The 23,394-nt window shown below is 37.1% G+C and carries 27 protein-coding genes and 1 riboswitch; of the genes, 23 read left to right on the forward strand and 4 right to left on the reverse strand.

Annotation, left to right across the window (positions count from 1 at the left end; translation table 11 throughout):
- Positions 1-296: 296 nt before the first annotated feature.
- The 3 genes from ACEWFJ_RS03580 (at position 297) to ACEWFJ_RS03590 (ending at position 2,314) form a co-directional block, all read left to right on the forward strand.
- Complete coding sequence (locus tag ACEWFJ_RS03580) at positions 297-599, forward strand: MTH1187 family thiamine-binding protein (protein ID WP_090998954.1); 303 nt, start codon at positions 297-299, stop codon at positions 597-599.
- Positions 600-757: 158 nt separating this feature from the next.
- The gene (locus tag ACEWFJ_RS03585) at positions 758-1,003 is read left to right on the forward strand and encodes a YusU family protein (protein ID WP_098308883.1); all 246 of its coding nucleotides are present in this window, start codon (positions 758-760) and stop codon (positions 1,001-1,003) included.
- A 393-nt stretch (positions 1,004-1,396) separates the two neighbouring features.
- The gene (locus tag ACEWFJ_RS03590; RefSeq protein ID WP_429706883.1) at positions 1,397-2,314 is read left to right on the forward strand and encodes a proline dehydrogenase family protein; all 918 of its coding nucleotides are present in this window, start codon (positions 1,397-1,399) and stop codon (positions 2,312-2,314) included.
- A gap of 24 nt (positions 2,315-2,338) precedes the next feature.
- On the opposite strand, the gene ACEWFJ_RS03595 is transcribed toward ACEWFJ_RS03590, so the two are convergent.
- Both ACEWFJ_RS03595 and ACEWFJ_RS03600 read right to left on the reverse strand, forming a co-directional pair.
- On the reverse strand, positions 2,339-3,178 hold the full coding sequence (locus tag ACEWFJ_RS03595; protein ID WP_473690460.1) for a D-alanyl-D-alanine carboxypeptidase family protein: 840 nt from the start codon (positions 3,176-3,178) through the stop codon (positions 2,339-2,341).
- A gap of 83 nt (positions 3,179-3,261) precedes the next feature.
- Complete coding sequence (locus ACEWFJ_RS03600; RefSeq protein ID WP_090916082.1) at positions 3,262-3,408, reverse strand: YuzL family protein; 147 nt, start codon at positions 3,406-3,408, stop codon at positions 3,262-3,264.
- A gap of 261 nt (positions 3,409-3,669) precedes the next feature.
- Here ACEWFJ_RS03600 and ACEWFJ_RS03605 point away from each other — a divergent pair, with 261 nt between their 5' ends.
- The 10 genes from ACEWFJ_RS03605 (at position 3,670) to ACEWFJ_RS03650 (ending at position 14,169) form a co-directional block, all read left to right on the forward strand.
- Positions 3,670-6,051: a 3-hydroxyacyl-CoA dehydrogenase/enoyl-CoA hydratase family protein gene (locus ACEWFJ_RS03605; RefSeq protein ID WP_473690462.1), complete on the forward strand. Its 2,382-nt coding sequence runs from the start codon at positions 3,670-3,672 to the stop codon at positions 6,049-6,051.
- Positions 6,052-6,066: 15 nt separating this feature from the next.
- Positions 6,067-7,242, forward strand: coding sequence for an acetyl-CoA C-acetyltransferase (locus tag ACEWFJ_RS03610; RefSeq protein WP_473690464.1), 1,176 nt, complete (start codon positions 6,067-6,069; stop codon positions 7,240-7,242).
- A 131-nt stretch (positions 7,243-7,373) separates the two neighbouring features.
- Positions 7,374-9,158 (forward strand): acyl-CoA dehydrogenase family protein, encoded by a 1,785-nt coding sequence (locus ACEWFJ_RS03615; RefSeq protein WP_473690466.1) that lies wholly within the window; start codon positions 7,374-7,376, stop codon positions 9,156-9,158.
- Between the two features lie 133 nt (positions 9,159-9,291).
- Entirely contained in the window at positions 9,292-10,014 is a 723-nt protein-coding gene (locus ACEWFJ_RS03620; RefSeq protein ID WP_473690468.1) for an MBL fold metallo-hydrolase, read from the forward strand.
- 3 nt (positions 10,015-10,017) lie between these two features.
- Positions 10,018-10,575, forward strand: coding sequence for a TetR/AcrR family transcriptional regulator (locus ACEWFJ_RS03625; protein WP_473690470.1), 558 nt, complete (start codon positions 10,018-10,020; stop codon positions 10,573-10,575).
- Between the two features lie 99 nt (positions 10,576-10,674).
- A complete protein-coding gene (locus ACEWFJ_RS03630) occupies positions 10,675-11,250 on the forward strand; it encodes a permease (RefSeq protein ID WP_473690472.1) in 576 nt (191 codons plus the stop codon).
- Between the two features lie 253 nt (positions 11,251-11,503).
- On the forward strand, positions 11,504-11,689 hold the full coding sequence (locus ACEWFJ_RS03635; protein WP_429706869.1) for a hypothetical protein: 186 nt from the start codon (positions 11,504-11,506) through the stop codon (positions 11,687-11,689).
- 13 nt (positions 11,690-11,702) lie between these two features.
- A complete protein-coding gene (locus ACEWFJ_RS03640) occupies positions 11,703-11,951 on the forward strand; it encodes a spore coat protein (RefSeq protein ID WP_098308863.1) in 249 nt (82 codons plus the stop codon).
- Between the two features lie 233 nt (positions 11,952-12,184).
- Entirely contained in the window at positions 12,185-13,135 is a 951-nt protein-coding gene (locus ACEWFJ_RS03645) for an L-lactate dehydrogenase (protein ID WP_473690474.1), read from the forward strand.
- Between the two features lie 20 nt (positions 13,136-13,155).
- A complete protein-coding gene (locus ACEWFJ_RS03650) occupies positions 13,156-14,169 on the forward strand; it encodes a PTS sugar transporter subunit IIC (protein ID WP_473690476.1) in 1,014 nt (337 codons plus the stop codon).
- Between the two features lie 94 nt (positions 14,170-14,263).
- On the opposite strand, the gene ACEWFJ_RS03655 is transcribed toward ACEWFJ_RS03650, so the two are convergent.
- Positions 14,264-14,902 carry a phosphatase PAP2 family protein gene (locus ACEWFJ_RS03655; protein ID WP_473690478.1) on the reverse strand — a complete coding sequence of 213 codons (639 nt, stop codon included), beginning with the start codon at positions 14,900-14,902 and terminating at the stop codon, positions 14,264-14,266.
- Positions 14,903-15,504: 602 nt separating this feature from the next.
- Complete coding sequence (locus tag ACEWFJ_RS03660; protein WP_473690480.1) at positions 15,505-15,951, reverse strand: DUF3978 family protein; 447 nt, start codon at positions 15,949-15,951, stop codon at positions 15,505-15,507.
- A gap of 369 nt (positions 15,952-16,320) precedes the next feature.
- Between ACEWFJ_RS03660 and ACEWFJ_RS03665 the strand changes: the two genes are divergently transcribed.
- The 10 genes from ACEWFJ_RS03665 to sufC all read left to right on the forward strand — a co-directional run bounded on the left by ACEWFJ_RS03665 (position 16,321) and on the right by sufC (position 23,391).
- Positions 16,321-16,686: an arsenate reductase family protein gene (locus ACEWFJ_RS03665; protein ID WP_473690482.1), complete on the forward strand. Its 366-nt coding sequence runs from the start codon at positions 16,321-16,323 to the stop codon at positions 16,684-16,686.
- 41 nt (positions 16,687-16,727) lie between these two features.
- Positions 16,728-17,111: a glycine cleavage system protein GcvH gene (gcvH, locus tag ACEWFJ_RS03670; protein ID WP_098308851.1), complete on the forward strand. Its 384-nt coding sequence runs from the start codon at positions 16,728-16,730 to the stop codon at positions 17,109-17,111.
- 210 nt (positions 17,112-17,321) lie between these two features.
- Positions 17,322-17,666: a toprim domain-containing protein gene (locus tag ACEWFJ_RS03675; RefSeq protein WP_098308849.1), complete on the forward strand. Its 345-nt coding sequence runs from the start codon at positions 17,322-17,324 to the stop codon at positions 17,664-17,666.
- An 11-nt stretch (positions 17,667-17,677) separates the two neighbouring features.
- Positions 17,678-17,977 carry a thioredoxin family protein gene (locus tag ACEWFJ_RS03680; RefSeq protein ID WP_230574691.1) on the forward strand — a complete coding sequence of 100 codons (300 nt, stop codon included), beginning with the start codon at positions 17,678-17,680 and terminating at the stop codon, positions 17,975-17,977.
- 142 nt (positions 17,978-18,119) lie between these two features.
- Positions 18,120-18,464, forward strand: a complete 345-nt coding sequence (locus tag ACEWFJ_RS03685) for a hypothetical protein (protein WP_253631193.1) — start codon at positions 18,120-18,122, stop codon at positions 18,462-18,464.
- Positions 18,465-18,590: 126 nt separating this feature from the next.
- A riboswitch (SAM riboswitch) is annotated at positions 18,591-18,698 on the forward strand.
- Positions 18,699-18,859: 161 nt separating this feature from the next.
- Positions 18,860-19,885, forward strand: a complete 1,026-nt coding sequence (locus ACEWFJ_RS03690; protein ID WP_473690485.1) for a methionine ABC transporter ATP-binding protein — start codon at positions 18,860-18,862, stop codon at positions 19,883-19,885.
- Positions 19,878-20,543 (forward strand): methionine ABC transporter permease, encoded by a 666-nt coding sequence (locus ACEWFJ_RS03695; protein ID WP_473690487.1) that lies wholly within the window; start codon positions 19,878-19,880, stop codon positions 20,541-20,543. Before ACEWFJ_RS03690 ends, ACEWFJ_RS03695 begins: the two co-directional genes overlap by 8 nt.
- Positions 20,544-20,644: 101 nt before the next feature.
- Positions 20,645-21,457, forward strand: coding sequence for a methionine ABC transporter substrate-binding lipoprotein MetQ (gene metQ, locus ACEWFJ_RS03700; protein ID WP_473690489.1), 813 nt, complete (start codon positions 20,645-20,647; stop codon positions 21,455-21,457).
- A 100-nt stretch (positions 21,458-21,557) separates the two neighbouring features.
- Positions 21,558-22,370, forward strand: a complete 813-nt coding sequence (metQ, locus tag ACEWFJ_RS03705; protein WP_473690491.1) for a methionine ABC transporter substrate-binding lipoprotein MetQ — start codon at positions 21,558-21,560, stop codon at positions 22,368-22,370.
- 235 nt (positions 22,371-22,605) lie between these two features.
- Positions 22,606-23,391 carry a Fe-S cluster assembly ATPase SufC gene (sufC, locus tag ACEWFJ_RS03710; protein ID WP_429716193.1) on the forward strand — a complete coding sequence of 262 codons (786 nt, stop codon included), beginning with the start codon at positions 22,606-22,608 and terminating at the stop codon, positions 23,389-23,391.
- Positions 23,392-23,394: the final 3 nt, after the last annotated feature.

The raw sequence follows: 23,394 nt of genomic DNA on the forward strand, positions 1-23,394 counted from the left end.
TTGCAGAAGTCATATCAATATATGCAGGGCGGACAGAAAAGAGTTACGGTAGATAAGCATATTCTGGGAAAATAAAGTAAAATTTCCATCAGTGGGGGCATCCCCCACTGATGGTTAGTTGAACCAATCGGGCTTTTACGAGCAGCCATTTTTTGAGGTGAATTTCTGTCGTATATTGTCGGAAGGTCTTTATATTGTGTCGAAGCGCCGATATATTGTAAACAGCGCCGATATATTTTTAGTTATGGAGAAAATTTTGTACAATAGTAAAGAATCTACAGAAGAGGTGAACAGAAATGGCAATTGTTGATGTTACCATTATTCCAGTTGGAACAGGCACTACAAGTGTAAGTGAGTATGTAGCGGAAATACAAAAAGTACTTGAGAAAAATGCAGATCGCGTGAAGTATCAATTAACACCAATGAATACAATTATTGAAGGAGAACTTCCGGTGTTATTTGAAGTCATTCAACAAATGCATGAGGTTCCATTTTCTAAAGGCGCAGGTCGCGTAGCAACAAATATTCGTGTTGATGATCGCCGTGATAAAGTCAGCTCCATGGAGAAGAAGTTACAGTCTGTACAGTCGAAGTTATAGAGTGGAACTAATCGGGATTTTACTGCCCGAATAGGAGAAGCAGCTAAATAAGGCTGCTTCTTTTTTAATACGACTTAAAAAAGTAGGACAAGAAAATTGTTTCTATCTTTAAATTTATTTACTATCAAATATGAAGAAATGAGAAGGGAGCTAGAGGGATGAGTGACAAATTTCAAGAACAGTTTGACGGCTTGCTACAGAAGTATACAGAGCTATTATTAGGAGAGAGCAACGAAGAATATAAACAAAAGGTTGAGAAATGGGCGTTATATTCGTATATTGCTAAAACGATGCCAGCTCTTGTAAAGCATTGGAATGAAACGTATCCAGATGCAAAAGAAGAGATGGTAAAGTTAATTACAGAGATTAAAAAGCGAAATGATGAGCATAGACAAAATAAGTGAAAAATAGGAAAAGGCTACTTGTATAAGTGGTCTTTTCTTCTTTTTGATGAATATGCATATGAGTTATTTTTATATAATGTTTGTTTATCTGTATGCCATTTTTTATATGAAATGAAAGAAGTGTTTATAGAGAGGAGAAGATGTTAAAAAACATTTGTCGAAATTATTTTTCGAAGAAGGCATTTTACTATATTGTTACCCACACCCCTGAAATTTCTGTATGTCGAAAAAATTTCATTTCGTATTTTTCCTTTTAAAATTCAATTATACATACATTCTTGTATTATTATGTTAATTATCTAAATAATTATTTGTATCAAATAATTTTAAACAATGATATAATTTAGAAGAGGGGTAAAAAACAGACAAAGTACAGTCATAGGGGTGAAATACATGGAACAATTAATGCGTAACTCTTTCTTGTTTTTATCAAAAAATAAAGCGATGACAAAACTAGCGAAAAAATACGGTTTACGTTTTGGAGCAGGACGCTTTGTTGCGGGGGAAACAATTGATTTAGCAGTAGCTGCAATTAAAGATTTAAACAAACAAAACCTTTGTGTTACGATCGACTATTTAGGGGAATTTGTTGATAACGAAGCAGAGGCAAATGAAATGGCGGATGAATCGATTGAAGCGATTCGTGCAATTGGTCGCGAAAAGCTAGATTCTCAGCTTTCATTAAAAATGACTTCTATGGGTTTAGATATCTCAGAAAATTTAGTTATGAACAATATGCGCCGTATTTTAGATGCAGCGAAAGAAAACGGTGTGTTTGTAACAATTGATATGGAAGATTATTCACGTTGCGGAAAAACAATTGATATCTTCATGAAATTAAGAGAAGAATATGATAATGTTGGTACAGTAATTCAAGCGTATTTATATCGAACAGAGAAAGATATAGATGATTTGAATGCGTATCATCCAAATTTACGTCTTGTAAAAGGGGCGTATAAAGAGTCTGAAGAAGTTGCATTCCCAGAGAAGAAAGATGTAGATGATAATTATAAAAAGATTATTAGAACGCACTTATTAAATGGTAATTATACAGCAATCGCTTCACATGATGATGCAATTATTGAATATACAAAAAAACTTGCTGAAGAATACAACATTTCTCGTGATCAGTTTGAATTCCAAATGTTATTCGGCATTCGTACAGAGCGTCAACTTGAGCTTGTGAAAGAAGGATATAAAATGCGCGTGTATGTACCATATGGAAACGACTGGTACGGCTACTTCATGCGTCGCTTAGCAGAACGTCCAGCTAACGTAGCATTCGTATTAAAAGGAATGATTAAAAAATAACCAAGGAAGTATAAACTTCCTTGGTTATTTTAATTGTTCAAAAGCATAGTCCGCCATCTTTTTTGTATCAGGGTACAGTGTTTTGCGGCCAGAAGAGAGGACAACGGTAATAACCCTTTTCCCGTCTTTCTCATCTATTGTGACGACTGTATATTCTGCTAATGTAGAAAGACCACTTTTACTTCCAATCGCATGTGAATCAGCGTACAATTCTTCACGTCCATAGTTTGCGATTTTTTTCGTTTGCATGGATGTATGTATAGTTGTATGAATGGTATTCATATCCTGTAAGACTTCTGGATACTTTAATACTTCTTTTGTAATAAGTGCTAAATCATATGGTGAAATTTTATTTCCAAGCGCATCAGCCCCGCTTGCATTTTTAAACGTTGTATGTGTCGCCCCGAGCTGTTTTGCTCGTTCATTCATCATTTTTGCGAATTTTTCTTTGGAACCGGCGATATGTTCTGCGATCGATTCAGCGATTGGATCGGCGCTAATAACCAGCATCAACTTTAATGCCTCATCGCGCTTTAGCTTTTCTCCAGCATGTAGTGTAATTTTTTTACTTTGGCTTTCTGTTTTTATTGCATGTTCTGTAACGGTAATTTCTTCATCTTCTTTTACATTTTCTAGTAGAAGAAGAGCAGTCATCATTTTCGTTACACTTGCTGGGTAGGAGCGTTCATGTTCACGTTTTCCATATAAAACTTCTCCTGTATTTGCATCAATTGTCACGCCGTACTTTCCGTATATATCAGGCTGGGCAGCCCTGGCTACTTTTTGTCTGTGCGCATATAAGGAAAAGATCATCGCAATAAATAATGTAGCAGTAATAACAAGTAGTGTAATCGTTCGTTTCATTCTGTACCCTCTTTTATGTATGGAATAGGCAGCGATATAGCCTATTTTTCATTATGCCACGTTCGCTGCCTATAGTTGTACTCTTATTTTTCACCCATGTTTTGTTTTTTATATTGCTGATTGTTTCCTTGTCGGCCTTTTTCGATGCCGCGATCAACTGGACCAGCATTTCCTGTTACGCTTGTAGAACTAATACCTGCTTTTGATGGGTTTTTCTTAATTTTAGCCATAAGTTATGCCTCCGTGTGATCAAATTTCTGGATTTTTAAAGTGTAACTAACCTTTTTAGGAGAAAGTGTTTTAAGAAAGGAAGTTCACTACATATCATGCCCAAAATATAAAAAAGAAATAAGTTCAGAAAATTTTATCTTTAAATATATTGCGAAAATTTAAACAATATCATATATTTATTAGTAGAGGCTCATTCATAGATTGCGACGTTTGTCGAAAAATTGAATGAGCATTCATTCAAGAATAAGGGGGAGAATTGGATGTTCCAAATTAAAAAGGCTGCAGTTCTTGGTTCTGGTGTAATGGGTTCTGGAATTGCTGCGCATTTAGCTAACATCGGTATACCGACATTATTGCTTGATATTGTACCGCCAACGCTTACAAAAGAGGAAGAAGCGAAGGGACTTACATTAGAACATAAAAGTGTACGAAATCGTTTCAGTAGCGGAGCGCTGCAAAAATTGTTAAAGCAAAAACCAGCTCCTCTTACAATGAAAGAAAACTTAACGTTAATTGAAGCTGGCAATATGGAAGATGATATGGAACGCCTTGCTGACGTTGATTGGATTATCGAAGTTGTTGTTGAAAATTTGGAAATTAAAAAGAAAGTATTTGAGAAAATAGACGCTGTTCGCAAGTTAGGTTCTATTGTTAGCTCAAATACATCGGGTATTTCCGTTGAAAAAATGGTAGAAGGGCGTTCAGACGATTTCAAAAAACACTTCTTGGGAACGCACTTTTTTAACCCTCCACGTTATTTAAAACTTCTTGAGATTATACCGACCAAAGAAACGGCTCCTCATGTGTTAGACTTCATGAAATTATTTGGCGAAGATGTACTTGGAAAAGGTGTTGTTGTTGCAAAAGACACACCAAACTTTATTGGAAACCGCATCGGTACGTATGGATTGCTTGTAACGCTGCAAGAAATGCTAAAACGCGGTTATAGCATTGGCGAAGTAGATTCAGTAACAGGTCCGTTAATTGGCCGTCCGAAAAGTGCAACGTTCCGCACATTAGATGTTGTCGGATTAGATACGTTTGTTCACGTTGCAAATAACGTATATGAAAACGTACAAGAAGAAGAGCGTGAAGTCTTCAAAGTGCCAGCTTTCATGCACGACATGTTAGAACGAAAATGGCTTGGAAGTAAGACAGGTCAAGGCTTCTTCTTAAAACAAGGAAAAGAGATTTTAGAGTTAAATCCTGAAACGATGGAATACGAGGCTCGTAAAAATCTGAACGCGGCTTCTGTTGAATTAAGTAAACAGGAAAAAGGATTAGCAAACAAATTGAAAGCGCTTGTATACGCAAAAGACCGCGCTGGCGAATTGTTATGGAACATTATTACGCCAACTCTGCTATATTCAGCAAAGCTTATGAAAGAAATTGCTGATGATATTGTTGCAATTGATAATGCAATGAAGTGGGGCTTTGGCTGGGAGCAAGGACCATTTGAAATTTGGGATGCAATTGGCGTTGAGAAGTCCGTTCAGAAAATGGAGGAAGACGGTCAAGTTGTTCCAGCTTGGGTAAAAGAAATGATCGAGAAAGGCATTACATCGTTCTATAAACATGATAATGGTGAGAGCTATTACTATGATAACGGTGAATATAAACAAATCGTTCGTAATAAAAAGGCAATTTCTCTAAAACAACTGAAAGAGAAAAATGGCGTACTGAAGAAAAATAGCGGTGCGAGCCTTATTGATTTAGGCGATGGCATCCTTTGCTTAGAATTCCATTCAAAGAGCAACGCAATCGGTATGGATATTACGCAAATGATTAATTACGCTGTCGATGAAGTTGAGAAGAATTATAAAGGACTTGTCATTGGAAACCAATCGAAGAATTTCTGCGTCGGTGCGAACCTTGCGATGATTTTAATGGAAGCGCAAGATGACAATTATTTTGAAATTGAGTGGGTCGTGAAAAACTTCCAAGATGCAATGATGAAAATGAAGTACTGCTCAAAACCAGTCGTGGCAGCGCCTTATGGGATGACACTTGGCGGCGGTACAGAGGTTTGCTTACCGGCAGCTAGCATTCAAGCGTCTAGTGAAACGTACATGGGATTAGTAGAAGTTGGTGTTGGTTTAATTCCTGGCGGAGGCGGCAACAAAGAGTTATACATTAAACATTTGAACAAAATGGCAAATGGTGTTGAATTTGATCTGCAAAAAGTTGCAAACAAAGTGTTCGAAACAGTAGCGATGGCGAAAGTTTCAAGATCTGCACAAGAAGCAGCTTCTCATAACTTCTTAGGCGATAAAGATGGTATTAGCGTCAATGGCGATCACTTACTATATGATGCAAAACAAAAGGCACTTGCTTTATATGAAGCGGGCTATAAAGCACCAATTCGTAAAAAGATTCCAGTTGTCGGTGAAACAGGATATGGAACGCTCGTACTTGGGGTAGAAGCAATGCACTTATCTGGCTATATTTCCGAATATGACCTGCACATTGCGAAAAAACTCGCATACGTCATTGCTGGCGGAAAAGTCCCATATGGAACAGAAGTTGATGAGCAATATTTATTAGATGTGGAACGCGAAGCATTTATCAGTTTAGTGAGCGAAATGAAATCACAAGCAAGAATGCAGCACATGCTTGTAAAAGGAAAACCATTACGTAACTAAGGAGGACGAGTGTTCATGAGAGAAGCTGTTATTGTTGCAGGGGCAAGAACGCCAGTTGGGAAAGCGAAGAGAGGATCATTAAAAACAGTACGTCCCGATGATTTAGGGGCATTGGTTGTAAAAGAAACATTAAAACGTGCGAATAACTATGATGGTCCAATTGATGATTTAATTTTTGGCTGTGCGACGCCAGAAGCAGAACAAGGTTTAAATATGGCGCGTAATATCGGTGGATTAGCAGGACTTTCTTATAATGTTCCAGCTATTACAATTAACCGTTACTGTTCTTCTGGACTGCAAAGTATCGCTTACGGTGCAGAGCGTATTATGCTTGGTCATTCAGAAGCAGTATTATCTGGCGGCGCTGAATCTATGAGTTTAGTGCCGATGATGGGACACGTTGTTCGCCCGAACAACCGTCTTGTTGAAGCAGCTCCAGAATATTATATGAGCATGGGACATACAGCGGAGCAAGTAGCAGTGAAATATGGAATTTCCCGTGAAGAGCAAGATGCATTTGCAGTAAGAAGCCATCAGCGTGCAGCAAAAGCATTAGCGGAAGGAAAGTTTGTGGGTGAAACAGTACCGGTGGATGTAACACTTCGCACTGTTTCGGCAAATAACAAGTTACAAGAAGAAACAATTGTGTTCTCACAAGATGAAGGTGTAAGAGCAGATACGACGTTAGATGTGCTTGGGAAACTACGACCAGCATTTAACGTGCGCGGTTCAGTAACAGCTGGCAATTCTTCGCAGCTGAGCGACGGCGCAGCAGCAGTACTACTGATGGATCGTGAAAAAGCAGTAAGCGACGGACTAAAGCCGCTTGCAAAATTCCGCTCCTTCGCAGTAGCTGGTGTACCGCCAGAAGTAATGGGAATCGGTCCAATTGCAGCGATTCCGAAAGCGTTAAAATTAGCAGGCTTAGAACTATCTGATATCGGCTTATTTGAACTAAATGAAGCATTCGCTTCTCAATCGATTCAAGTTATTCGCGAACTTGGACTAGATGAAGAAAAAGTAAACGTAAACGGCGGTGCGATTGCACTTGGACATCCGCTTGGCTGTACAGGATCGAAACTAACATTATCTCTTATTCATGAAATGAAGCGCCGTAATGAGCAGTTTGGTATCGTGACAATGTGTATTGGTGGCGGAATGGGTGCTGCTGGAGTGTTTGAATTATTGTAAAAGCGAAATCACTATAAATAGATAACATTTCAAAATGGAAGCGACTAAAGGGTATGAAAACAAACAAAGAGGGGCTAGCTTCTCTCACAACAAGAGAAGCAGCCTATGAAAATATGAAGGAGGAAATTTTTATGGAAAAAATAGTAGGAAGTGCAGTAAAAGGTGGCAGCTTTTTAGTTGATGATTTTACAATTGATCAAGTGTTTACACCTGAAGATTATACAGATGAGCATAAAATGATCGCGAAAACGACAGAGGACTTTATCGTAAATGAAGTACTGCCAGAGCTTGAATATTTAGAGCAGCATGAGTTTGATCGTTCTGTTCGTTTATTAAAAGAAGCAGGTGAGCTTGGATTATTAGGTGCTGATGTACCAGAAGAGTACGGCGGTATTGGCCTTGATAAAGTTAGCTCTGCGTTAATTGCAGAGAAATTCTCGCGCGCGGGCGGCTTTGCGATTACGCACGGTGCTCACGTAGGGATTGGATCGTTGCCAATCGTATTATTTGGTAACGAGGAGCAAAAGAAACAATATCTTCCTGCATTAGCAACAGGCGAAAAGCTAGCTGCGTACGCATTAACTGAGCCAGGATCTGGATCTGATGCATTAGGAGCAAAAACAACGGCTCGTTTAAATGCGGAAGGTACACACTATGTATTAAACGGTGAAAAACAGTGGATTACAAACTCCGCTTTCGCTGACGTATTCATTGTATACGCAAAAGTAGATGGCGAACATTTCACGGCGTTTATCGTAGAGAGAGAATACGCTGGCGTATCCACAAGCCCGGAAGAAAAGAAAATGGGTATTAAATGTTCTTCTACTCGTACGTTAATTTTAGAAGACGCATTAGTGCCAAAAGAAAATGTGCTTGGTGAAATTGGGAAAGGTCACGTAATCGCATTTAACATTTTAAATATCGGCCGTTATAAATTAGGTGTTGGTACAGTTGGTTCGGCTAAACGTGCTTTAGAAATTTCAGCACAATATGCAAATCAACGTCAGCAGTTTAAGCAGCCAATTGCTCGCTTCCCATTAATTCAAGAGAAGCTTGCAAATATGGCAGCGAAAATTTATGCAGCGGAAAGCTCTGTATATCGTACAGTTGGTTTATTTGAAAGCCGTATGAGTACATTATCAGAAGAAGAAGTAAAAGACGGTAAAGCTGTAGCAGCTTCTATCGCTGAATATGCAATTGAGTGTTCTTTAAATAAAGTATTTGGTTCTGAAGTATTAGATTACGTAGTAGATGAAGGTGTTCAAATTCATGGTGGTTACGGATTTATGGCAGAGTACGAGATTGAAAGAATGTACCGCGATTCTCGTATTAACCGTATTTTCGAAGGTACGAATGAAATTAACCGCTTAATCGTACCAGGTACGTTCCTGCGTAAAGCAATGAAAGGTGAATTACCACTTCTCGAAAAAGCACAAAAACTACAAGAAGAATTAATGATGATGATGCCGGAAGAAGTAGGCGATGAGCCATTAGCACTGCAAAAACATTTAGTGAAGAATGCGAAGAAAATCGGCTTAATGGTAGCTGGATTAGCTGTTCAAAAGTATGGTAAAGCTTTAGATAAAGAACAAGAAGTTCTTGTGAATATCGCTGATATTGTAAGCAACCTATACGCAATGGAATCAGTAGTTCTTCGTACAGAAAAAGCAATTAAAACAACTGGCCTTGAGAAAAACAAACAAAAAGTTCTATACACTGAAGTATTCTGCCAAGAAGCGTTTAATCAAATCGAAGCAGATGCGAAAGAAACAATTATCGCTGTAGAAAATGGCGATATGCTGCGCATGATGTTATCTGCGCTTCGTAAATTCACTCGTCACACACCGCTTAACGTAATTCCGAAGAAACGTGAAATTGCGGCGAAAGTGTTAGAGGATGAGCGTTATACAGTTTAATATGTAAAAAGCAGGAGTCGTTTAGAGCGACTCCTGCCTTTTTTTGCCCAAAAATGGAATTTTCAGTGACAAAAACTAATACCATTAGTATAATAAAACTAACACCATTAGTTTTTAAAGGGGAGCTGGAAATATGAGAATGATGCATGAGAAAACGGTATATCAATTGTCATTTTTGCCAAGAGTGTTTCCTGTGAATTGTTACTTTGTGGAGGAAGAAGACGGTTTAACTTTAATTGATGCGGCGCTGCCATATAGCGCAAAAGGCATTTTACAAGCAGCTCAAAAAATCGGAAAGTCGATTACTAATATTGTATTAACACATGCACATGATGATCACGTTGGTGCGTTAGATGCATTAAAGGAAGTACTTCCTGATGTTCCTGTTTATATTTCTAAGCGGGATGCGCGTTTGTTAGAAGGGGATACGACATTACAAAGAGATGAACCAAATACGCCAATAAAAGGCGGTGTGCCTAAAAAAGTGAAAACGAGACCGGATGTTTTATTAGAAGATGGAGATCGAATTGGTTCGCTTCTTGCAATCATGACACCGGGACATACACCAGGTTCTATGTCATTTCTTGATACGCGAAATAACGCCCTTATTGTTGGTGATGCATTTCAAACAAGAGGAGGCATGGCTGTTTCGGGACAAATGAAATTTTGGTTTCCGTTTCCTGCAATGGCAACGTGGAGTAAAGAAGTAGCATTACAGAGTGCAGAGAAGCTAAGAGAATATGAGCCTTCCTTACTTGCGGCAGGGCATGGGAAAATGATAAAGGATCCAGGCGCTGCAATAGACAGTGCCATTGAGGAAGCAAAGCGGAATGTAGAAAGTATGAAAGAGGGTTAATTTATGTCACCGAGAATCGGACTTACATTACAGAAAATTGTAGACACAGCGGCAGAAATCGCAGATACAAATGGAATACAAGAAGTAACATTAGCGTCATTATCGCAAAGGCTGGGAATACGTTCCCCCTCTCTATATAATCATGTGAAAGGGTTACAAGACGTACGAAAAAACCTTGGTGTTTACGGAATAGAGCAGCTGCATGAGGCGCTGAAAGAGGCGGTAGAGGGTAAAAGCATGGATGAAGCAATTCATGCATTAGGAGAAGCGTACGTGTCGTTTGTCCGAAAACATCCTGGATTGTATGAAGCAACTTTTTTACGAGATGAAGAAGTGCAACAAGCAGGTGATGGAACTGTAGAGCTTTGCCTTCATGTTTTACAACACTATGGTTTAGAAGGTGAAAAAGCACTTCATGCGACGCGTGGACTAAGAAGTATTTGTCACGGATTTTCGTCGATTGAACAGCAAGGTGGATTTGGGTTGCCGCTGGATTTAGATACAAGTTTACATTTATTACTGGAAACGTTTATTAAGGGACTGCATGTAATGAAAGAATAAAGAAGGAGAGAGAAACCATGAATTTTTTGCTGTTCATGCTTCTTTTTACAGTAGGTTACGGCTTGTTAGAGATGAAAGTGCAAAAGGATGTGAAGTGAAATGTTTGCAGGACATTTTGGCTTAGCTGCAGCAGTGAAAGCAAAGTCACCGAAAATACCGCTTTGGGCTCTCATGTTAAGCACACAATTATTGGACGTGATCTTTGTGCCGCTTTATGTTTTAGGAGTAGAGACAATGGTACCTATTGGTGGTAATGGTTATGGTGAAGTTGTGATTCATGCGGATTATTCACATTCTTTAATAGGAGCACTGTGTATTGCCTTTTTTGCAGGAATAGTGGGTATGAAGTTTTGGGGAAGACGAAGTGGCTTTGTTATTGGAGCGGTAGTTTTTAGTCATTGGATCCTTGATTTACTTGTGCATCGTGCTGATTTGCCGTTACTTCCTGGGAATTTCGGAGACTTTCCTTTGCTGGGTTTTGAGCTATGGAGATTTCCAGTTATAAGCATTGCATTGGAATGTATTCTTATTGCATTAGGTGGTATATTATATTTCCGATTTGTTGTTTCGAGTGTAGAGCAACAAAAGAAATCTATAGCAAGAGTAGCCGGCGGTGTAGTAGTTGTGTTATTAATTCTTTCGTTAATTACAGATGTATTTGGTTTTGCGGCCTGAGTATAAAGTGAAACTTCCATCAGTGACGCTTTTTTCACTGATGGTTAGTTGAACCAATCGGGCTTTTACGGGCAGTTATCCCCCACCTATCTTCCTCGCTTCTCTCTCAATCTTGAGGTGGGGGTCTTACTGCCCGTTAATGCGGGATAAATGAGAGGAAACCTTAGAAGCAATTCTAAGGTTTTTTAGTGCATACAATTCAAAAATAAATAGATACTAAATGTTGAATGAACAAAGAAAGGAAGGCTGTTAGATGCAAAATTTAAACGAGCTTGAAGTGGAGAATTTACGTCATCTTATTGGCGGGCATGCAACAGTTATTAACAAATTACAAGAGTATGCACAGTCATGTACGGATCCGCAGTTGAAGCAGATGCTGCAAAAAGATGTGCAAGATGCACAAAATACGAAGCAACAATTAATGTCTTTTCTAGGATAGGAGTGTAAAGAACATGAATGAAAAAGATATGGTAAATGATTATTTAGCTGAATTAAATGCAAGTTTAACAGGCTATGCGAATTACATTGCTCAAACGAATAACGATCAATTATATCAAACGTTAATTCAAATTCGTAATCAAGACGAAATGCGTCAACGTAATCTGTATCAATTCGCAAAGCAAAAGAATTATTATCAACCAGCAGCTCCTGCTAATCCAACGATTGTTCAGCAGTTGAAGAATCAACTAAGTGCGCAATAAGAAAAGAGAATTTTTTAAAACGGGTGACGTAACCGAGACGTTACCTGTTTTTTTTGTGAAAGTAAAATGTTCGTGACTTTGTCGAAATTATGTGCAAGGGGACATAAAACGTCCATATTATTTGTGATATATTTCACAAAATGTACATGGTTTCCATGGTAAAAACTTCTATAATAAAAAGTGTAAAGAACACAGCACAAAGAAAATTACACTAAGAAGCAGGTGAGATTGTCATGAATAGAAACACAAGAAAGATTGCGATTATTGGTACTGGATTAGTTGGATCAAGCTGTGCGTATTCTATTGTGAATCAAGGAATCTGTGAAGAATTAGCGTTAATTGATCTCAATCATGAACGAGCAGTTGGCGAAGCAATGGATTTATCACACTGCATTAATTTTACAAATACAAGAACAAAAGTATATGCAGGAACCTATGAAGACTGCAAAGATATGGATATTGTTATTATTACAGCGGGACCTGCTCCAAAGCCAGGTCAAAGTCGCCTTGATACTTTAGAGGCAAGTGCGAAAATTATGAAGAGTATCGTACCAAGTGTAATGGAGAGCGGATTTGATGGCATCTTCCTAATCGCATCAAACCCAGTTGATATTATTACTTATCAAGTTTGGAAATTATCAGGTTTGCCAAGAAATCGCGTCCTTGGTACTGGGACATCATTAGATTCTTCTCGTTTAAGAACAATTTTATCTGAAATGCTGGAAGTTGATCCTCGTAGCATTCACGGTTACTCATTAGGTGAGCATGGCGATTCACAAATGGTTGCTTGGTCACATGTAACAGTAGGTGGAAAGCCTGTCTTGCAAATTTTAGAGGAGCAAAAAGAGCGTCTAGGTGAAATTGATTTAGATGAAGTTGTGGAAAAAACAGCAAAAGCTGGTTGGGAAATTTATAGACGGAAAGGAACTACTTATTACGGTATTGGGAATGCGTTAGCTTATATTGCACGTTCTATTTTTAATGATGATCACTGTATTATTGCTGTATCAGCCGTTTTAGACGGTGAATATGGTGAGTATGAAATTTCCACAGGTGTACCAGCTATCATTACAAGAGATGGTATAAAAGAACTTGTTGAACTGAACTTAACAGAAGCTGAAGAAAGCCGATTTGCAAAATCAAATGACATTTTACGCGACTACATGAAAACAATCGGTTACTAAACTAGAAGAAGGTGAAACAGATGAAGGAATATATCATGCCTCGTATATTCAAAGGATCTGCAGGAATTGCACAAGGTATTTTCGTATCTCTTGGAATTGGTTTGCTCATCGAAAATATAGGAAGAATTGCTGATATTCCTATGTTAATTACAATCGGAGTTGTTGCGAAATCACTTATGGCGCCAGCAATTGGAGCAGGAATTGCTTTTATGCTCGGAGCAAATGGACTTGTCATTTTCTCAGCGATGGTTGCAGGAACGATTGGAGCTGGATCAATTTCGATTACTGCAGCCGGTTTGATGATTAAAACTGGTGAACCAATCGGTGCGTTATTAACAGCAACACTAGCAGTTTATATCGGTAAACGATTAAGCGGAAAAACTGCTGTAGATATGATGCTTGTTCCGTTTGCCGCAATATTAGGTTCAGGTTTAGTAGGTATTTGGTTATCTCAAAATATTAGCCCAGTCTTAAATGCAGTTGGAGCATTTATTAAAGATAGCTCAGCTGGCAGCCCATTTATCGCTTCTGTTGTACTTGCGGTTGTTTGGGGATTGTTATTAATTTCTCCAGCGTCATCAGCGGCGCTAGCAATTGCACTTAGCCTAGACGGAGTGGCAGGCGGTGCTGCCCTTGCAGGATGCGTCGCTCAATTTATCGGATTCGCTGTTATCTCTGCGAAAGAAAATAATTTAGGTGGTATTTTAGCACAAGCCCTTTGTACACCGAAAGTACAGCTTCCGAATATTACTAAGAACCCGATGATTCTTGTACCAACTGTTGTCGCCAGTGCAATTGTAGGTCCTGTATCGGCGCTTGTATTCCAAATGACAGCGGGGAAAGAAATTGCGGGTCTTGGACTTAGTTCTTTAATCGCACCAATTAACTTAATTTCAAGCAAAGGATTGAGTGTTGTTCCAGCGATGGTAATTACTTATATCATAATTCCAGTAGCTGTTTCTTATATACTGTATATGATTTTGAAAAAAGCAGGTCGCATTAAACCTGGCGACATGACTGTACCACAATCTTAGAGACTATAATATACCAATTTGAAAATCTCTTCTTACATAGATAAAAGCAGACTGAAGAAGCCGCAGTCTGCTTTTGTTTTCATAGATTATACGATCATCCAGCAGGGGCTTTAACCTTTTGTTTACGTAATTCAAATACAGATTGCATAGCAGCATAAAGAAAGCTTGCTACTACGATGCCTGTTATTACATCTATAAAGGCGTGCTGTTTTGTAAACAAAGTAGATAAAATAATGAGTACGCCAACAAATGTTAATAGACCATATTCCCATTTGTTTTGCTTTTTTCTCTTATATGCTGTAATCATAATGACAAATGTTGTGAGCACGTGAATGCTAGGAAAACAATTTACAGGTTGATCGATACTGTAAATAAAGCGAACTAAATTAGCAAACACATCATTGCCAATCACTTCAGGACGTGTTACCGTTGTTTGCCACATATAATAAATGCTAAAAGAAAGAAGGTCACCTAATATAACACTACTTAATGTAACATAGTAGAGCTTTCGGTCAGCAAAGCAGTAATAAATTAGAGCACCGTATAGATAGGGAAACCAAAGTAAGTATGGAACGATAAATTCTTTTGTAAAAGGAATCCATGCGTCTATTTTTGTTGTTACATTCACAGCACCTACTGTTGATTGATTGAGCTCGTCATAAAGAAAGCTTACAAGTATGAGTAGCAATATATAACATAATGGAAGAAAGGATGAACGTTGATTATTCTCCATAGCGGTTCTCCTATTTCTAATGTAATGAGATGAAACTTGAGAAATTATAAATAGAAAAAATGTAAATGAGCTATTAATTTTCATTAAAGCGTTTTCACTACATCATATTGTAAGGTGACGATATTATTCATTTGTATTTTTGATAAAGAGAAGCTGTCAGTAAACAAAAGTTTGTTTAAGAGGTATGTTCGAGTTTATCCCGCTATTCGCGGGCAGTAAGACCCCCGCACTGATGAAAAATTATAATAGAAAAATATAAATGAGCTATCGATTTTCATTAAAGTGTTTTTACTATAATATATTCTGAAATTAAGATATAGCTCATTTGCATTTTCAATAAGAGAGAATTGCCATTAAATAAATGTTTGATTAAGACGTACGTTCGATTTTGTGGTCTTAATCAAACGTTTGTTTAAGAGGTATGTTCGATTTTATAATACTAATTAAACGTTTGATTAAGATATATGTTCTATAATGCTGCGCACCTTGTTTGAAAAAATAAAAAAACACTTCTCAAAAAAAATGAAGTGTTTTTCTGTCTCTAAATATATTATAATAAAAATAGTTAGAATTTTATTATTTCAATAAAATATCATATAAGCTTAAATAGATGGATTATATTCATTTATGTATTTAGTTACGCTTTCATTTAATGTTGCAAAAAAGTCTGGGAATTCTGAACTATTTGTGCGAATATTATCTATATGTTGTAAAGAGAGTTTTTCGTTTAAGAGAAACTCACCGTGATGTCCAAATACCTGTATATTAGCATTCATTTGTCCTGAATCTTCTTGTGTTGATACGAGAATGTAGTGAAATGCTTTTACAGGAATGACATATGTTTTGCGATATGTATTCGTACTGTTTATTCCGGTTTGCTTTATCACTTGAAACTGGAGAATGTCTTTGTTTATAGCAACAGACAATGTTGTTGACTTTAACTTTGTGTCTGTTAATTCATCAAGTTCTTCAAGTTGAAAGTGGATTGTAGTTTGATCTGAATGATGTTGAATTTGTTGCTGGATGACTGAGTGAATTTGTAGGTCCATATAGTTAAATAATCTCCTTTTCTTTATGTACTATCAAAGACAAAAATATAGAACAAAAGAATTAATATAACAGTTTCAAGCAGTAAAAAAGATTAAACATTTTTATTCTTCCTTAAAGAGAATACATGACGAATTACTAAAAAACAATATAAATTGATTTAGTATTTCGTGTTTTAAAAACCATATATTTAACATAGTTAATATTATGTTAAATAATTTCTTTAGGGTAGTAAAGTATTTTTTGAGAATTTAAGAAAAATAAAAGATTTTGCAGGATAAAAGAAATTCTTAGCGAATTAAGTTAAAGTTTGAAATGAAAAAATATTTTCTATATGATAAGGTAAAGGTTAGTGAAAAGTAGGTGAATGTATGCCAGTAACATTTTATTCATATCCAAAATGTGGAACATGCCAAAAGGCAAAAAAATGGTTAGAAGCAAATGATGTAGCATATGAAATGATTCATATTGTTGAAAATCCACCTTCTAAGGAAGAACTTCGCAGTTTATGTGAAAAAAGCGAATTGCCATTAAAAAAGTTCTTTAACACAAGTGGAATGCGTTACCGCGAGCTTGGTTTAAAGGATAAGCTAAAAGATGCAAGTGAAGAGGAAATGTTGGACATGCTCGCTTCTGATGGCATGTTAATCAAACGACCAATTGTAACAGGCAGTAATCATGTAACAGTTGGCTTTAATGAAGAGCAATTTGAAAGCGTGTGGAAAAAGTACCGATAAGGTATTTTTACATAATTAATACATTCATTGGAGGTACAGACATGAGCATTCCAAAACAATTACGTTACTCTGAAGAACACGAATGGGTAAAAGTTGATGGCAACCAAGTTGTTATCGGTATTACAGATTTCGCACAACACGAATTAGGAGATATCGTATTCGTAGAACTTCCTGAAGTTGGTGCAACAATCGAAGCTGACGAGCCATTCGGAAGCGTAGAATCTGTTAAAACAGTTTCTGAGTTATACGCACCTGTAGCAGGTAAAGTTGTAGCAGTAAACGAAGAATTAAATGACAAGCCAGAGCTTGTTAACGAATCTCCATACGAAGGTGCATGGATGATTAAAGTTGAGATTGAAGATGCAGGTCAAGTGGATAACTTATTAACTGCAGAACAATACGAAGAAATGATCAATCAAGACTAAGATGGAAAGGGCAGCTAATAGCTGTCCTTTTTTATTTGTGTCAGCTCTAGTAGCTAGAATGTTCGGTGGCTTCACTTCTTCCTCACATTCTGAACGAGCCACTTCCGCTTTTATTCACAAAAATAAACAGGAAACAACATTGAAATATCGAATATACTATATACTAAAGGTAAGGTTGTATCATAGTATATGGTGATCGGGTGATGCCAAGTGGTCTATGTGGAAAAAGTAATTATTGTTGAAGGTAAATCAGATAAGAAGAAGATTGAAACGATTATTAGAGAACCGGTGGAAATTGTTTGTACAAATGGTACAATTAGTTTGTCGAAAATGGATGAACTTATTGATCAGCTGTACGATAAAGAAGTGTATGTGCTTGTGGACGCAGATGATGCAGGAGAGAAGCTACGCAAACAATTTCGCCGAGAATTTCCACATGCTGAACATATTTATATTGATCGTTCGTATCGTGAGGTTGCAACTGCACCATCAAATCATTTAGCGAACGTTTTATGGGGAGCTGACATTGACGTTTATACAGAATTTTTACGGTAAGGAATGGTAGAATGATCGATTTGACAGGAAATGAAGCTGTAGCTGCAGTTGAAAATCAAGATAAAACGGTGTTATACGTATATACGCCAATGTGTGGTACGTGTCAACTTGCTAAAAAAATGTTAACAGTTGTTGAAGCCGCATTACCTCATTTGGAAATTGGGATGCTAGATTTAAATTACGCACCGCATTTTGCGCGGGAGTACGAAATTGAAAGTGTTCCGTGTTTACTTATATTTGAGAAAAATCAACTTATGAAGAAAATATATGCATTTCAATCTGTGGAATATTTATATATGGAATTACAATAGGCGGCAAATACTTTGCCGCCTCGACATATTTCTTGGGAAATATAAGCAACAAGCGATTTTTTGTCGAGAGAAAGATACAGGAGAGCCCGTTATAGAAATGGAATGGTATTATGTAAAACGTGATATGAGGAGTGTGACGGAGATGAAATTGTATTCACTGCTTCAATCATTTGTAACATATGCCAATACGCAATATCATTTAGAACCGCTACTGCCGCAATTTGAGCGGACTGTTTGTTTTACTTTTCAAGATGAGCGTTATTCATTGAAAATTTCAAGAGATAAAATTGAGCTTACGAATGGTGCAATGGGAACGGAAGAACTTGTTTGTTTTCAAGAAGATGACTTGCAGTTATTAATTACAGGACAAGTTCGTTTGCAGTCACTATTGCGTAGAAAGGCCATTACATATAGAGGGACATACCAAACAATGTTATTATTAGAATCTGTATTTCATATTTGTAAGCCGCTACGAATAGGTGCTTAAATTTCAGAAAGTTCCTTCTTTGCGAAAATTTCTGTTGACATCTATTTCATGCGTTGATACAATTCAAAACATGAAATAACGAAAACTTCATAACGACAAAATCAGACGAAATTTATATCTGATTTTCTCTTATCAAGAGAGGTGGAGGGACTGTGCCCTATGAAACCCGGCAACCGTCAACTTATGTTGAAATGGTGCCAATTCCTGCAAAGCGAATGCTTTGAGAGATGAGAGGAAAGGATAATAGTAATTTATGTATATAAACCTTTCTGCTCATTTTAAAGCAGAAAGGTTTTTTTGTTGTTTCAGTGTAGGAGGACGCTCAAACGACAAATCGTTTTTATAGTTATAGCGGCGAGCCGCTTACGATTTTTAACTAAAAAGGGGTGACATCAATGATTGTGTTAGAAAATGTAAAGAAAATATATCGCTCCAAAACCGGCGATGTTACTGCTGTTGATAATGCGAATTTACAAATAGAAAAAGGTGAAATTTTCGGGGTTATCGGATATAGCGGTGCCGGAAAGAGTTCCTTAATTCGCTTGTTTAATCAATTGGAGAAACCAACGTCTGGAAAAATTACTGTTGGAGAGCGTTTGATTTCAGCAATTAGAGGAAAAGAACTGCGAGAAGCGCGTCAAGAAATCGGGATGATTTTCCAGCATTTTAACTTGCTTTGGTCACGAACCGTTCGTGAAAATATTGCTTTTCCGCTTGAAATTGCTGGAGTGACAAAAGAGAAAAGAACACAGCGTGTAGATGAATTGATTCGTCTTGTTGGTTTAGAGGGACGGGGAGATGCGTATCCATCTCAGCTAAGTGGTGGACAAAAGCAGCGTGTTGGTATTGCGAGAGCATTAGCAAATAACCCGAAAGTATTATTATGCGATGAAGCGACATCAGCACTAGATCCAGAAACAACAGATCAAATTTTAGATTTGCTTCTCGATATTAATAAACGCCTCGGTTTAACGATTGTACTCATTACACATGAAATGCACGTTATTCAAAAAATTTGTAACCGCGTTGCTGTTATGGAAAAAGGAAAGATTGTTGAAAGCGGCAGTGTGTTAGAAGTATTTCGTAATCCGCAGCAAGACATTACAAAGCGTTTTGTTAAGCAAATAACAGATTCTGAAGATACAGATGAAGCAATTGAACATTTAGTAGAGAAGTACCCGGAAGGAAAAGTTGTGAAACTGCAATTTATTGGTGAAGCGGTAGAAAGACCAGTTTTGCAGGAGTTAATGAAGCAAGATGGAGTGGAAGTGAGCATTCTGCAAGGGAATATTGCTCAAACAACAAACGGGGCGTATGGAAGTTTAATTGTTCATTTAAAAGGTGACGAAGATATAGTTGCAGAGGCAGTTGCAACAATTCAACAAGAGCAAGTAGAGCTGGAGGTGATTGCACATGGATAATTTGTTTCAAAATGTCGATTGGGATCAAATGTTAGAAGCAACACAAGAAACGTTATACATGACGGCAATTGCCACGCTTGCAACGTTCGTATTAGGTCTTATTCTTGGATTAGTACTGTTTCTCACAGGAAAAGATAATCTGTGGGAGAACAAGCCAGTTAATATTGTGATTGGCGCGTTTGTAAATATTTTTCGTTCCATTCCGTTCATCATTTTAATCATTTTATTGATTCCGTTTACGAAGTTTCTTCTTAATACGATTCTTGGAGCAAGTGCCGCATTGCCAGCATTAATTGTTGGAGCAGCACCGTTCTATGCGAGAATGGTTGAAATTGCGCTTCGTGAAATTGATAAAGGCGTTATTGAAGCATCAAAAGCGATGGGAGCAAAGACGAGTACAATTATCTTAAAAGTATTGATACCAGAATCTTTTCCAGCACTTATTTCGGGTATTACGGTAACGGCAATTGCACTTGTAGGCTACACAGCAATGGCTGGAGTTGTTGGAGCAGGTGGTCTTGGTACACTTGCTTATTTAGAGGGGTTCCAACGCAATAATGGTGATGTTACTCTCATGGCAACAATTCTTGTACTTGTTATTGTATTTATTATTCAAATGTTTGGTGATTTTCTTACAAAGCGACTTGATAAAAGGTAAAGAGAAGTTAGTTATTATTAGGATAAAGAGTTTTCGTTTCGTACGAAAACTCTATATAGACTTTATATTTTGAATATTGAAAAAAGAGGGGATGTTATAACATGAAGAAGGTATTATTTTCAGCACTTCTTGCTGTATTTGTGTTTGCATTAGCTGCTTGTGGCGGCGGCGGAAAAGATGAAAAGACACTTGTAGTTGGTGCTTCTAACGTACCGCATGCAGTTATTTTAGAAAAAGCGAAACCACTATTAGAGAAACAGGGTATCACATTAAAAATTAAAAAATTCCAAGACTATGTACTGCCAAACAAAGCGTTAGCTGATAAAGAAATTGATGCGAACTACTTCCAGCATATTCCGTACTTAGAGCAAGAAATAAAAGATAAAGGCTATAATTTTGAAATAGCAGGAAAAATTCACTTAGAACCAATTGGTGTATATTCTCAAAAATATAAAAGCTTAAAGGATCTTCCAGATGGGGCAACAATTATTATGAGTAACTCTGTTACTGATCATGGACGTGGGTTAGCAATTTTGCAAAAAGCAGGCATTATAAAAATTAAAGATGGTGTAGACCCTGTTAAAGCGACGACAAAAGATATTGCAGAAAACCCGAAACACTTGAAGTTCAAAACAGACATTGAGCCGGGCTTGTTACCACAAGTGTATAACAATAAAGAAGGCGATGCGGTTTTAATCAATTCAAACTATGCAATTGATGCGAAATTAAACCCAGAAAAAGATGCGATTGCGATTGAAGGCAATGATTCTCCATACGCAAACGTAGTTGTTGTTCGTAAAGGTGACAAAGATAAAAAAGAAATTAAAGCACTTGTAGAAGTATTACATTCAAAAGAAATTCAAGATTTCATTAACAAAGAATACAAAGGAGCTGTGCTTCCTTTAAGTGAATAAGGTGAAAAAAGGGCTGGTAAATGCCAGCTCTTATTTTGTAACCAGTAAGATGGATGTAGAAATGAGGTTCCGAAAATTACGAAAATAAAGGTGGTATTTTATGAAGAAAATTATATTCTCAATTTTTATAGCAGCCTTTGTATTTGCATTAGCTGCTTGTGGCGGCGGCGGAAAAGATGAAAAGACACTTGTAGTTGGTGCTTCTAACGTACCGCATGCGGTTATTTTAGAACAAGCAAAACCGTTACTTGAGAAAAAAGGTGTAAAACTAGAAATTAAAAAATTCCAAGACTACGTATTACCAAATAAATCATTAGCGGATAAAGATTTAGATGCAAATTATTTCCAAGGTATTCCATACTTAGAGAAAGAAATGAAAGATAAAAAATATGATTTTGAAGTAGCTGGGAAAATACACATAGAACCAATCGGTATATATTCTCAAAAATATAAAAGCCTAAAAGAGCTTCCAGATGGAGCAACAATTATTATGAGTAATGCAATTACTGATCATGGACGTGGTTTAGCGATTTTACAAAAAGAAGGTATTTTGAAAATTAAAGATGGTATAGACCCTGTAAAAGCAACCGTAAAAGATATTGCAGAAAACCCGAAAAATTTGAAATTCAAAACGGACATTGAGCCCGGTTTATTAACACAAATGTATAACAATAAAGAAGGCGATGCTGTTTTAATTAACGCTAACTATGCAATTGATGCAAAATTAAATCCAAGGAAAGATGCAATCGCGATTGAAAGTAAGGATTCTCCATATGCAAACGTAGTCGCCGTTCGTAAAGGCGATAAAGATAAGAAAGAAATTAAAGCACTTGTAGAAGTATTACATTCAAAAGAAATTCAAGATTTCATTAAGAAAGAATACAAAGGAGCTGTGATTCCTTTAAGTGAATAAGGTGAAAAAAGGGTTGGGATTTTTCAGCCCTTTTTTCTTTATATAAGTAGGAAGAAAGGTGTATCATAATATAATGTGCAGAAAATTCCTGCTCGTATTTGTAGAAAAATTGTTACATTTTTTAACGTTTGCGATATCATTTTATTTGATATAAAATTAGAATGAGAATAAAATGAGAATGTGAACGTTTTAGTAATTTTTAAAATGTATATAGATGATTAATGGAGGTATTGAGATGACTGGTTCTACATTAACGATTAAAGATTTACATGTATCAATCGATGGCAAAGAAATTTTAAAGGGTGTAAACCTTGAAATAAAAGGTGGAGAAATTCACGCAATTATGGGACCTAACGGAACAGGTAAATCAACTTTATCTTCTGCAATTATGGGACACCCAAAATATGAAGTAACACAAGGCAGCATCATCATCGACGGTGAAGATGTATTAGAAATGGAAGTAGATGAGCGCGCACAAGCGGGTCTATTCCTAGCAATGCAATATCCAAGTGAAATTAGCGGAGTAACAAACGCTGACTTCTTACGTTCTGCAATTAATGCACGCCGTGAAGAAGGCGATGAAATTTCTCTTATGAAATTTATCCGTACATTAGATAAAAACATGGAATTCCTAGAAATGGATCCATCAATGGCACAACGTTACTTAAACGAAGGTTTCTCTGGCGGTGAGAAAAAACGTAATGAAATTCTTCAATTAATGATGATTCAGCCAAAAATCGCAATCTTAGACGAAATTGACTCTGGTCTTGATATCGATGCATTAAAAGTTGTATCTAAAGGTATTAACGAAATGCGCGGCGAAGATTTCGGTTGCTTAATGATCACGCACTACCAACGTTTATTAAACTACATCACTCCAGATCATGTACACGTTATGATGAATGGTCGTGTTGTGAAATCTGGCGGTCCTGAGCTTGCACAACGTTTAGAAGCTGAAGGTTACGACTGGATTAAAAAAGAACTAGGTATTGAAGACGAAACAGAAGAGCAAGAAGCGTAAGAG

Source organism: Bacillus sp. EA-CB0995 (assembly GCF_055814245.1).